At 37.6% G+C, this 11052-nt stretch carries 12 protein-coding genes and 4 tRNA genes; 4 read left to right on the forward strand and 12 right to left on the reverse strand.

Features of this window, described 5'->3' with window-relative positions:
* Nucleotides 1-4 precede the first annotated feature (4 nt).
* Both AC1Z3T_RS15030 and AC1Z3T_RS15035 read right to left on the reverse strand, forming a co-directional pair.
* A complete protein-coding gene (locus AC1Z3T_RS15030; RefSeq protein WP_483396751.1) occupies nt 5-1012 on the reverse strand; it encodes a phage major capsid protein, P2 family in 1008 nt (335 codons plus the stop codon).
* A gap of 31 nt (nt 1013-1043) precedes the next feature.
* Nucleotides 1044-1886: a GPO family capsid scaffolding protein gene (locus AC1Z3T_RS15035; RefSeq protein ID WP_483396752.1), complete on the reverse strand. Its 843-nt coding sequence runs from the start codon at nt 1884-1886 to the stop codon at nt 1044-1046.
* Between the two features lie 180 nt (nt 1887-2066).
* Here AC1Z3T_RS15035 and AC1Z3T_RS15040 point away from each other — a divergent pair, with 180 nt between their 5' ends.
* Both AC1Z3T_RS15040 and AC1Z3T_RS15045 read left to right on the forward strand, forming a co-directional pair.
* Nucleotides 2067-3836: a terminase large subunit domain-containing protein gene (locus tag AC1Z3T_RS15040; protein ID WP_483396753.1), complete on the forward strand. Its 1770-nt coding sequence runs from the start codon at nt 2067-2069 to the stop codon at nt 3834-3836.
* Nucleotides 3833-4897 carry a phage portal protein gene (locus tag AC1Z3T_RS15045; protein WP_483396754.1) on the forward strand — a complete coding sequence of 355 codons (1065 nt, stop codon included), beginning with the start codon at nt 3833-3835 and terminating at the stop codon, nt 4895-4897. The genes AC1Z3T_RS15040 and AC1Z3T_RS15045 overlap by 4 nt, the downstream gene beginning before the upstream one ends.
* A gap of 31 nt (nt 4898-4928) precedes the next feature.
* Here AC1Z3T_RS15045 and AC1Z3T_RS15050 read toward each other — a convergent pair whose 3' ends face one another.
* The gene (locus AC1Z3T_RS15050) at nt 4929-5177 is read right to left on the reverse strand and encodes a hypothetical protein (RefSeq protein WP_483396755.1); all 249 of its coding nucleotides are present in this window, start codon (nt 5175-5177) and stop codon (nt 4929-4931) included.
* A 58-nt stretch (nt 5178-5235) separates the two neighbouring features.
* Nucleotides 5236-5418: a hypothetical protein gene (locus AC1Z3T_RS15055; RefSeq protein ID WP_483396756.1), complete on the reverse strand. Its 183-nt coding sequence runs from the start codon at nt 5416-5418 to the stop codon at nt 5236-5238.
* A 185-nt stretch (nt 5419-5603) separates the two neighbouring features.
* Between AC1Z3T_RS15055 and AC1Z3T_RS15060 the strand changes: the two genes are divergently transcribed.
* A complete protein-coding gene (locus AC1Z3T_RS15060; RefSeq protein ID WP_414435454.1) occupies nt 5604-5783 on the forward strand; it encodes a type II toxin-antitoxin system HicA family toxin in 180 nt (59 codons plus the stop codon).
* Between the two features lie 75 nt (nt 5784-5858).
* Entirely contained in the window at nt 5859-6272 is a 414-nt protein-coding gene (locus tag AC1Z3T_RS15065) for a type II toxin-antitoxin system HicB family antitoxin (RefSeq protein WP_483396758.1), read from the forward strand.
* A 257-nt stretch (nt 6273-6529) separates the two neighbouring features.
* Here the strand turns inward: AC1Z3T_RS15065 and AC1Z3T_RS15070 are convergent, their stop codons facing one another.
* The 8 genes from AC1Z3T_RS15070 to AC1Z3T_RS15105 all read right to left on the reverse strand — a co-directional run bounded on the left by AC1Z3T_RS15070 (nt 6530) and on the right by AC1Z3T_RS15105 (nt 10935).
* The gene (locus AC1Z3T_RS15070) at nt 6530-6805 is read right to left on the reverse strand and encodes a hypothetical protein (protein WP_414435456.1); all 276 of its coding nucleotides are present in this window, start codon (nt 6803-6805) and stop codon (nt 6530-6532) included.
* Between the two features lie 594 nt (nt 6806-7399).
* A tRNA-Pro gene (locus AC1Z3T_RS15075) sits at nt 7400-7476 on the reverse strand.
* A 23-nt stretch (nt 7477-7499) separates the two neighbouring features.
* Nucleotides 7500-7575, reverse strand: a tRNA-His gene (locus AC1Z3T_RS15080).
* 41 nt (nt 7576-7616) lie between these two features.
* A tRNA-Arg gene (locus AC1Z3T_RS15085) sits at nt 7617-7693 on the reverse strand.
* A gap of 44 nt (nt 7694-7737) precedes the next feature.
* A tRNA-Pro gene (locus AC1Z3T_RS15090) sits at nt 7738-7814 on the reverse strand.
* A 152-nt stretch (nt 7815-7966) separates the two neighbouring features.
* The gene (nadA, locus tag AC1Z3T_RS15095; protein WP_100885947.1) at nt 7967-9034 is read right to left on the reverse strand and encodes a quinolinate synthase NadA; all 1068 of its coding nucleotides are present in this window, start codon (nt 9032-9034) and stop codon (nt 7967-7969) included.
* Between the two features lie 149 nt (nt 9035-9183).
* Nucleotides 9184-10404, reverse strand: a complete 1221-nt coding sequence (argJ, locus tag AC1Z3T_RS15100; RefSeq protein WP_100885948.1) for a bifunctional glutamate N-acetyltransferase/amino-acid acetyltransferase ArgJ — start codon at nt 10402-10404, stop codon at nt 9184-9186.
* A 168-nt stretch (nt 10405-10572) separates the two neighbouring features.
* Nucleotides 10573-10935: a hypothetical protein gene (locus tag AC1Z3T_RS15105; protein WP_004830228.1), complete on the reverse strand. Its 363-nt coding sequence runs from the start codon at nt 10933-10935 to the stop codon at nt 10573-10575.
* Between the last annotated feature and the right edge of the window lie 117 nt (nt 10936-11052).

An 11052-nucleotide genomic window follows, 5' to 3' on the forward strand; every position in this document is an offset into this window, starting at 1 on the left:
ATAATTACTCTGACAAGATTTCGATTTTTTCAGCCATTGCACACAATTCGAGATCTTCGATCATGTAATCTTCGTTTGAAGATTCATAATTTTCGATACGTTTACGTTTTGCATTGTCAATAATTGTGCGTCGACGAGCACCCTCTTGAACATAGATTGATAAGTTATCAAACGTTGTTACAAGCAAAGCATCTTCAGGGAAGAACGGCACAGCATAGACAGGTAAGTTACCCATACGTTTTTGACTGATAATGATGTCTGCAGCCAATTTTTCTGTGTTTTCTTGATCTTTATTGACCAATGGGAAATATTTGTCTGACTGTAATTTACGGCTACAAATCACGACTAAATCCGCATTTTGGTGCCACGGTGCAATAAATTCATCGGTAATATTCATCACCAATGCATCTAAGTTTTTAAAGTCACCATTTTTACCAACCGTAATTTTTCCAACCGTTGCACCTGAAGATAAAATACGCTGAGGGTTTTCCTCACGTTGCTTTTGTAGCCAGCCTTTGTTGACATCCTGAAGCATTGGATTCGCAACAATATCGGTTTTCTCGGCAATTTTTACACCATTGAAACCGATCATGATACGGTCCAAAGCTTGGCGTTGAACGATGACACTACGGAAACGAACGTAGAAATCTTGGAACTTAGCCCACTGGTCTAACTTGCTGTATTTAATGTGAGTATTAAAATCAGTCTCTTGAAGCAAGTATTTACGGCTATCGAGTGTTGTAGGATCATTGGTTTGGCGGTCTTCTTTGTCTGTATTGGTACGAGATGCAATCGGACCCGAAATCCCCATTCCAATTCGTTCACCAGACATTTGCTCAACAAGAAATACATTGATGAGACTCAAAAATGCTGATGATTCTTGGATCTTGGTTTCTAACTTTTGTTGAATTGAGGGCAACACATTAAATTGCGTACTCACTGTTTCAACGCCATTGACTGATGCAAGTTGAACCATTGCAGCATTGTATTTTTTACGTGTATTTAAAAGCATGTGAATTACTCTTTATATTTATAGCGTTGAATTAACAGTCAACAACTTCAGTGAATTTCGAATTGCCCGATTTTGGACGTTCTTGATGATCAGGTTCGCCATCTAGCTTGGTTTTGAATTCGTTAAAATCCTTTTTGAGCTGTGTGTGCTCTTCATTCAAAGCGTTGTACTTGTTTTCCAAGTCCGTCACCGCTTCGCCTTGCTTCGATGTTTCATCTGCAATGGTTAAAATGGCTTGTTCTTGTTCAGAAAAAGATTCAGCCGTTTTTTTCTCTGCTTTGTCTTGCTTTGAAAAAATACTTTTGATTTTTTCGTTCAAACCCTGAGCAAAAGACTGTTTTTCTTTTACTTCTTCGAATTCGAGTGTGGTTTCGACTGCTGCAGTGAATAAATTTTCAGGACGTTGCTTTTTGTCTGCAAATGGATTGACTTTTGCGCCTGCAGCAAATGCCAACATTTCGGTACCCAATGAAGCAGGGGAATCAGTCACAGCTAATCCAACTAAATAAGCCGAACCTTTATTTGCAAAGTTTTCATCAACTTCAATTGATGTATAAACTTTTTGTTTTTTCTTATTGAGTTCAATCAAACTTTGAGTCGGTTCGATTTGAGCAAAGAGAGCATCTTTTTCTTCGCCATCGATGGTGACTTTTTCAGTTTTTAATGCCAGTACATCACCATAAGCACCAAAAACGCCATCGGGGAAAACAGAACGGAAGTGCTCAATATTGATACGAGCACCGTATGTGTTTGGGTCATAGTTCTGTGCCATTTGGATGATCCAATCGGCTTGAATTTCACGACCGTCAGTGGTGTCGCCTGCTACAGCGATACGAAACCACTTCGATTTATATTTCTTTTCATCTTTGCTCATTTGCAAACCTATTCATAAAAATGGACGGATAACAATCTCGTTTTGAATAAGTGCAGAATGGGCAATGAAGCATGTATCTATCAATGAAAGGGAGTTGTAGACCTAAGCACTACAACGGAATAAGACTGATAAAAATAAAGATGACTGCCAATGTTTGCGAAAAAGCAATCGTAATTGGTAATGAACGATCTATCCCCTATCGCAAATCTACATTTGATCATGGACAACAAGCTAAAAGGCAAGTTCCTTTATTGGCTCGGGTGGAAGATTGTCGATATTGCGGAAGTACTTGAGGAAAATGAAAGAACAGTTCAAGCATGGAAAACACGAGAAGAATGGGAAAAAGAAAAACCCGAAAACCGTGTTGAAAATGCGCTCACTGTTCGCTTGATGACATTAATTTTAAAAAATAAAAAAACATCTGGCGATATCAAAGAAATCGATATGTTAATGCGAGCCTACAAAGAATTTGCTCGAATTGAAAAATATCGACTGGATGGATCTGAAGCAGATCTCAATCCTGAAATCAGAAAAAGAAATACAGCACCACGGAAAAAAGTACCCAATCATTTTACTGAAGAACAGATTGAAGAAATGGTACTTGCGTTTGAAGAACGTTTGTTCGAATACCAATGGACTTGGTATCGAGCAATGGATCAACGCTCTCGTATGATTTTAAAAAGTCGTCAAATTGGTGCGACTTATTATTTCGCTTTTGAAGCTTTGATCGATGCGCTTAAAACTGGACGAAATCAAATTTTCTTATCGGCATCTAAAGCCCAAGCACATATTTTTAAACACTACATCAAAACATACGCTGAAGAAATTTGCGGAGTCGAACTTACAGGAGATCCAATCGTTCTATCGAATGGGGCAGAACTTAGATTTTTAGGTACAAATTATCGTACAGCACAAGGTCATCACGGCAATTTATATTTTGATGAAATTTTCTGGACGCATGGTTTCGCTGAATTAGAAAAAGTTGCTTCAGCAATGGCAACTCATGATATTTGGCGAAAAACTTACTTTTCTACACCATCCTCCATTACCCATGAAGCCTATGAGTTTTGGACGGGTACACGATTTAATAAGGGAAAACCCAAAGATCAACATTTAAAAATCGATATTAGTCATGAGGCATTAAAAGATGGTCGAGTGTGTGAAGATCTCATGTGGCGTCAGATTGTTACTGTTGAAGATGCTCAGGCAGGCGGTTGTAATTTATTTAATATTGATCGTTTGAAGTTTGAATATTCCCCTGAAGACTTTAGAAACTTGTTTATGTGTGAGTTCGTGGATGATGGTCAATCCATGTTCCCACTTGGTATGTTGCTATCTTGTATGGTTGATACATGGGACGTCTGGAATGATTTCAAACCGTTCCACAATAGACCTTTCGGTAATAAGCCTGTTTGGGTCGGTTATGATCCTGCAAGAACTGGTGATAATGCTGGATTGGTTGTCGTTGCTCCTCCAGCTGTAGCAGGCGGTAAATTTCGAGTTTTAGAAAGTCATCAATTTAAAGGTGATGACTTTGCTCAACAAGCCGAACATATAAAGAATATAACTCTTCGGTATAACGTCACCTACATCGGCATAGATGTAACTGGTATGGGTTATGGGGTAGCCGAACTTGTACGGCAATTTTTCCCTGCACTCACAACATTTACTTATTCACCTGAGGTCAAATCGAATCTTGTCTATAAAACATTAGATGTCACTCGAAATGGTCGCCTCGAATTTGATGCAGGCAACAAAGATCTCGCTCAATCACTTATGAGCATTAAAAAAACATTAACCGCTTCTCAAAAACAAATCACATTTACAGCTGGGCGTTCTGATGAAGTCGGACACGCAGATCTAGCGTGGGCACTCATGCATGCAATTTACAATGAACCGCTGGCTGGAATTACTGAATCCAACACATCTATGATCGAGATATATTCATGAATCCATTTTCTAAAGCAATGAGCATTGCTTCAAATGCCTTAAAATTATTACCGAACCCTAATGTACCTATGCTATCGGGTTCTAAGACTGAAGCTTTTACTTTTGGTGATGCAACTCCAATATTGGATGGTCATGATTTATCAAATTATATGGAATGTTGGTTCAATGGGCGTTGGTATGAACCTCAAGCCGATCTTAATGGGCTTTCACGAACTGTAAAAGGCACACCGTATTTAAGCAGTGCGATAAATTTTAAAAAGAATTATTTATCTAATTTGTTTATTCCTCATCCTCATTTAAGTAAAAAAGATTTTGATCAAATTGCTTTAGATATTCTCTGGAGCGGAAATTTTTACTTAGAAGATATTCGATCTCGTTTAAATAATCGTATTCAGTTAAAAGCAGCACTTTCTAAATATACTCGAGTCGGTGATTTACCTGGTCAATATTTTTATCTGTCAAATGATCACAAGGGTTATGTTGAATATGAATTTATGAATGGTCGAATATTTCATGTTCGAGAAACTGATATAGATCAGGAAATTTATGGTGTTCCCGAGTATCTGTCTGCATTACAAAGTGCTTGGCTTAATGATTCTGCTACTTTGTTCCGTCGTAAATACTATAACAATGGGTCGCATGCTGGTTTTATCTTATATGTGAATGACCCTGCTTCAGATCCAAATGACATTACATCATTACGAACAGCCTTGAAAGAAAGTAAAGGACCAGGGAACTTTAGAAATTTATTTTTTTATAGTCCAAATGGGAAAAAAGATGGAATCCAAGTCATCCCAACTTCCGAGATTGCTGCAAAAGATGATTTTGTCAGTATCAAAGGTACAAGCCGAGATGACATGCTTGCATCGATGCGAGTCTATCCTCAATTATTAGGCATTATTCCAAATAATGCTGGCGGTTTTGGTGATATTAAGTCTGCATCTGAAGCCTATAATTTTAATGAGGGTGGACCATTGAAAGCAAAGATGCTTCAGTTAAACGAGCTAGTCGGTGATGAAGTGATAAGATTCAAAGAATATGAACTAATAAATTCTAAATAGGAAAAGCCCTCAGTTGAGGGCTTTAATCAATCTAGCTATTTTGTTCGTTCAACTTATCTTGTAGTGTCCAATAAGCATTATTCCAAAGTTTAACAACTAACGAAAATTGTTCACCATAAAAATTCGAAGTATTAACAATCTCATCCATTGTTTCTTTTGAAACTTTAAATGCCTCAAGCCCAATCGCAATTTTGAGTGCTCGAGGTGAGTAAGAAACAGGACCTTCAGCCCAAACTTCAAATGTTTTTGCAAATGGTCTTGAGATTTTGATAATTTCCATTGTAACGTCCTTTCAATAATTGATTTTTAAAAACTTGCCCTCGATTGAGGGCTTATATTTATGGATTTATAAATTTCATAATTTTGGCTAATTCTTCATTGATATGATTCATAGCCATTTCTGCAAATATACTGTCGCAATTGCTTTCTTTGAGTTTCATTAAATCATCATTAATTTTTACTAATTTCATTTGTGCTCTCAAAATACCTTCTGATACGACTTGTTTATGCTCTGATTTCATAATTAACCCTTTTAAATTAATATCTTATGTAATTATTTTCGCTCGAACGATACAGTAATGCAAGCAAAATATGAGACATTTTTGTCTTATTTTTTGTAATTATTAAGACAAATATGTCCTATTTTAATTGACAATAAGACATATTTGTCTTATTATATATTTATTGTTTAAACAAGGAGTTAGCAATGAGCTATAACGAGTTTAAACGGTGGCTAATCTCACAAGGTGTAATATTTGTGAGAAAAGGTAAGGGATCTCACTGGATCATTCAGTTAAACGATAGACGAAGTGTTTTCCCGAATCATGGTAGTAAAGAAATACCAGAACCCACCCGTTTAAAAATCAAAAAGGACTTGGGGCTTTAAGCCCCCAGACCTTTAAGCTCAAACTCTTTGTACTACGAACAGCAACACACGGTTGCAAACTTGGAGTAGATAAAAATGAAATATCCTGTGCAGATTTTACCTGATGGCGATGCATTCGTTATTACCAGTAGGGATTTACCTGAATTGAATAGTGTCGGCTATTCATTAGAAGATGCATTAACACAAGCGTTAGATGGTATTGAAACAACTTTTATGATCTATATGGAAGATCGTAAGGCTATTCCTTTACCAACGGCTGCAGAAGATGGAGAGTATTTAATTGCTCTTCCTGTTTTGGTTGCATCTAAAATTCAGCTCTATAATGAAATGCTTGAACAGAATGTAACTAAGGCTGAATTAGCTAGACGATTAGGTTGGATTCAGAAACAAGCAGATCGCTTATTATCTTTGAAGCATTCAACAAAAATTGAATCTTTGGAGAATGCTTTCAATGCATTGGGCAAAGAGATCGATGTCATTATTGCTTAAATAAATCAGATATAAAAAAACCTGCAATCGCAGGTTTTTTTATATCTATTGAATAAATGATAATAATTATCATTTACAATAATCTAAGGTCAGCCTCTCGGCGCGCAGTTGCCCCACCCCACCTGCCCACTCTAAATGTGCCTGTTTTACTACAAAGACAGTCAAAATAAATAATAATGCCAATGTGCGTTGTTATTAGGTTGTTTCAATGCTTAGGCTAATTTTTTAATACTGCATTTCACTGCAAAAAATACAATTCAAGACAAATCCATTTGATGCCATCTTTTTTGGACTTCATCCAGTACTTCTTCGTTCGTTAATTTTGAAAATATATATACGAATTTTGATTCATTATTAAATCTGAATTTTTCCAAACGATAACGCTCATCGTTACTAATAACTGGAGATATAGGAGGACTCGGATCAAGGTTCATTTTTTCTGGCATTGGCTCTGGAATAGGAATTGATATATATGAATCCATATATGAGATTAATTTCCCATCATTTTTCCCTCCAATACACATGATCATCATATTTCATCCATTAGCATTTTTGACAATATATCAAAGAATTTTACATCTGAATAATTCGAATATATGAATCACCGCAATATTTAGAAAAGAACAAAAATTAAGTCTTTATATGTTTTCGCTCAACATTGAAGTAATAAAGTAATAACTCAATCTAAGCTATTGAATTTTATATTATAAAAACCTTACATAAATTAGTAATATTTTGTAATTTCAAGAGTAATATTTTATAAGTGGTTGATTTAATTGATAGTGATTTATTAAAAAGAATACTCTTTTATACAGTATTTTATTACTATCTTATTACTTCAAAATTGCTTTTAAAAATGCTAGTAAATAATTGAAAATAAATAGTTAATTATAAAATATTACTTTATTACTTCAAAAATTAGATACCACCATTTTATTTCTATCACTCTTAAAATAGGGGATTTCGATGTTTTTTCACTCTGTTATGAATTTTAGTCTGGGAGTGATATGGGAACGTGTTAGTAAGGCTAATTCACTCACATAAATAAATTAAAAAACATTTATAAAAACAGTAGTGAATATAGTGAAGGTAAAAAATTGAATATTTTGTTATTAAAATCAAATAAATGGTCGGAGCAGTAGGATTCGAACCTACGACCCCCTGGTCCCAAACCAGGTGCACTACCAGGCTGTGCTATGCTCCGAATTTACAACGAACTTAAGGAATTGGGGTGAATGATGGGGCTCGAACCCACGACAACCGGAATCACAATCCGGGGCTCTACCAACTGAGCTACATCCACCGTCACATTAAGTTTTAGGCTCTACAATATCAAGCAACATATGGTGCGCCTGACAGGATTCGAACCTGTGACCATCCGCTTAGAAGGCGGATGCTCTATCCAACTGAGCTACAGGCGCATGACCAATGATACTGATATCACCGTTACCTTGCCTTGAAGAATTGGTCGGAGCAGTAGGATTCGAACCTACGACCCCCTGGTCCCAAACCAGGTGCACTACCAGGCTGTGCTATGCTCCGTTCATCTCAGCTTTAGTGTATCGCACATCGTGCGGTACGGTGTGCATTCTAGGCGTGACGCCACAAGACGTCAACACCTATCTTGAAAAAAAGTTAAAAAAACAAGTCAAATGTATATTAATCAAGCATTTCAGGTGTTTTTTATACAATTTTTAACGTTTCAATTGCGCACTGAAGTTCAACATACGATCTAATGGCAATTTTGCACGCTCTGCTAAGGCTGGATCAATAAATATTTCTTGATCAGCATTTTGTAAAACTGCCAAGATTCCATCGAGTTCATTCATTGCCATCCAAGGACAATGTGCACAAGAACGACATGTGGCTCCTTCACCTGCTGTTGGTGCTTCAATTAATGTTTTATGAGGTACGGCTTGTTGCATTTTATAGAAAATGCCACGATCTGTAGCCACAATCAAGGTATCTTGCGGTAGTGTCTGCGCTGCTTTGATTAATTGTGAAGTACTGCCTACAGCATCTGCGATATCAATCACCGACTCAGGTGACTCAGGATGCACCAAAACAGCAGCATTTGGATACAAGGCTTTCATCTTTTCGATACCACGCGCACGGAACTCCTCATGCACGATACAAGCACCATCCCACAACAACATATCAGCGCCCGTTTTCTTTTGAATATAGCGTCCTAAATGTTGATCTGGTGCCCAAATAATTTTTTCACCCAGACTATCTAAATGTTCAATAATTTCAACAGCACAACTTGAAGTCACAACCCAATCTGCACGTGCTTTAACTGCTGCCGATGTGTTGGCATAAACCACAACCGTGTGCTCAGGATGTGCATCACAAAATGCTGTGAACTCATCTACTGGGCAACCTAAATCCAGTGAACAAGTCGCTTCTAGTGTTGGCATTAATACTCTTTTTTCAGGGGAAAGAATCTTTGAAGTTTCTCCCATAAATTTAACACCAGCGACAACCAGTGTGGATGCCTCATGATCTCGACCAAAGCGTGCCATTTCTAAAGAGTCTGAAACACATCCCCCAGTCGCTTCTGCAAGTTCTTGCACTTCTGGATCACAGTAATAATGCGCCACTAAAACGGCATTTTGCTTTTCCAGTTCAGCCTTGATTTGATCAAACTTTTGTTGTTTCAGCTCTGGACTTAAACGATTGTCCTTTGGCTCACCCAAACGATCTAAATGCGCTTGCACAATCGATTTTGCTTCGTTGGCAATTAAATTATTCGCATCATTCATAAGAGGTCTTCTCATCCCTTGTCGCTGGCATCATGCTAGCGGTATACCTGTGTGAATTTATTGTACTTTTTACTGCACACAAATTCACCTCGAAAAATGTTTTGTTATAAAAAAGCCTCACGAATGAGGCTCAATTCAAATATCAATGTTTAAGAGCGATAGTCTGCATTAATTTTTACATAGTCATAGGATAAATCACAGGTATAGACGGTATCTTTGGCTGGTCCTCGCCCAAGATCTACACGGATAGTCATCTCAGTTTGTGACATCACACGCGCGCCTGCTTCTTCAGTATAATCTTCTGCAGCACCACCATCTTTACAAATCTGTACGTCATCCAACCAAACTTGAATTTTTTCAACATCTAGATCTTTCACACCTGCATAACCAATTGCTGCAAGGATACGTCCCCAGTTTGGATCAGATGCAAAAATTGCCGTTTTTACAAGTGGTGAATGCGCAATACTATATGCAATATCACAGCACTCTTGTGTATTATGACCACCCTCAACCGCCACAGTAATAAATTTGGTTGCTCCCTCGCCATCACGAATGATCAGTTGCGCCAAACGCTTCATTACACGGGATAAAACCTCAAGCACTACCGTATAGCGGACATCATCTTCTGTAGTGATTTCTACACCACCAGCACATCCAGTTGCTGCAAAAATACATGAATCATTGGTTGATGTATCACCATCCACCGTAATACGGTTAAATGATTGGTCTGCACTAACTTTCAGCATCTTTTGTACAAGTGTTCGTGCAATAGGCATATCTGTTGCTACAAAGCTCAACATGGTTGCCATATTTGGACGAATCATACCTGCACCTTTAGAAATGCCGGTCATGGTATAAGTAATACCATCCAGCTCAAATTGCTCTGAAGCACCTTTAGGTGTGGTATCCGTGGTCATGATTCCAGTTGCGGCATCGTTCCAAGCATCCCCCTTCAAACTCGTTAAAGCAGGTTGTAATCCTTGAGTTAGGCGCTCAATTGGTAATTGTTCACCAATAACACCTGTAGAAAATGGCAGGACTTCAAAAGCCTCTACTTGTGCCAATTCAGCAAGCTTTAAGCAGGTCAATTGAGCATTTTGCATACCTAATTTTCCCGTACCCGCATTGGCATTACCTGTATTAATCACGAGGTAACGAGGATTCGCCTGTGCCAAATGCGCTTTAGAGACATGAACAGGTGCTGCACAAAATGCATTTTGGGTAAATACCCCAGCAACATTGGTACCTTGTGAAAATTCAAAAATAACTAAATCTCGTCGATTTGGATAACGGACATACGCCTCAGCAGAGCCAATTTTTACACCTTGCACCACATGCATATGTGGCATAGACACGTCACCAACAGCCATTTTTAAATGTCCATATGAGTTAAATAAGAACCACAGCTTATTAGAATTCTCGCTAAAAATCGAGCTTATTAAAAAGCTTATTTATTTTTACTATAAGAAATGTTTATTCATTTGAATATAAAATAAAAAAGCCAGTAAATTTACTGGCTTCATACTTGCTATCGCTTGTTATTGTTGCGCTGGAGCTGTGGTATCCACAGCCAATAACGCTTGTTTCACTTTTTCTTGACTAGATGCTGAAAGTGCTGGATTTGATGCAACAACTCGATTTACTGTCGCAGGTGTCACTGCCGCAATTGCTGCTGTTTTGAGAATAATTGGACGTCCACCCGTATTCCCCAACGTATAACGAATACCCGTACGTGGGCTAATCACTGTGGTTGTTTCGTTTTTAACTTCTGCTTGCGCTGTTACCGCACCTGTCGCTGCTTGTACTTTTTCTACAGTGGTGGTTTGTGGTGCTGTATCTGCAAATGCCAATACTGGAAGGGCTAAAGTTGCAACAAATAAAGGTTGTAATAGTTTTTTCATTGTCTTTCCGAATATCTATTCAATTGAGCAACTTAATACCATTTTATTATATTTCCTGCAATCAAAATTAACTCACCGTAATAACTTGTAAAAAAAGCAGAACAATTGTTCTGCTTT

It is taken from the genome of Acinetobacter sp. B-6 (genome assembly GCF_056930735.1).

What these genes read in the sequence shown, in the direction of transcription:
- AC1Z3T_RS15030 (WP_483396751.1), bottom strand. Translation starts at nt 1,012, where the DNA reads ATGCTTTTAAATACACGTAAAAAATACAATGCTGCAATGGTTCAACTT.
- AC1Z3T_RS15035 (WP_483396752.1), bottom strand. Translation starts at nt 1,886, where the DNA reads ATGAGCAAAGATGAAAAGAAATATAAATCGAAGTGGTTTCGTATCGCT.
- AC1Z3T_RS15040 (WP_483396753.1), top strand. Translation starts at nt 2,067, where the DNA reads ATGAACGATCTATCCCCTATCGCAAATCTACATTTGATCATGGACAAC.
- AC1Z3T_RS15045 (WP_483396754.1), top strand. Translation starts at nt 3,833, where the DNA reads ATGAATCCATTTTCTAAAGCAATGAGCATTGCTTCAAATGCCTTAAAA.
- AC1Z3T_RS15050 (WP_483396755.1), bottom strand. Translation starts at nt 5,177, where the DNA reads ATGGAAATTATCAAAATCTCAAGACCATTTGCAAAAACATTTGAAGTT.
- AC1Z3T_RS15055 (WP_483396756.1), bottom strand. Translation starts at nt 5,418, where the DNA reads ATGAAATCAGAGCATAAACAAGTCGTATCAGAAGGTATTTTGAGAGCA.
- AC1Z3T_RS15060 (WP_414435454.1), top strand. Translation starts at nt 5,604, where the DNA reads ATGAGCTATAACGAGTTTAAACGGTGGCTAATCTCACAAGGTGTAATA.
- AC1Z3T_RS15065 (WP_483396758.1), top strand. Translation starts at nt 5,859, where the DNA reads ATGAAATATCCTGTGCAGATTTTACCTGATGGCGATGCATTCGTTATT.
- AC1Z3T_RS15070 (WP_414435456.1), bottom strand. Translation starts at nt 6,805, where the DNA reads ATGATGATCATGTGTATTGGAGGGAAAAATGATGGGAAATTAATCTCA.
- nadA (WP_100885947.1), bottom strand. Translation starts at nt 9,034, where the DNA reads ATGAATGATGCGAATAATTTAATTGCCAACGAAGCAAAATCGATTGTG.
- argJ (WP_100885948.1), bottom strand. Translation starts at nt 10,404, where the DNA reads ATGGCTGTTGGTGACGTGTCTATGCCACATATGCATGTGGTGCAAGGT.
- AC1Z3T_RS15105 (WP_004830228.1), bottom strand. Translation starts at nt 10,935, where the DNA reads ATGAAAAAACTATTACAACCTTTATTTGTTGCAACTTTAGCCCTTCCA.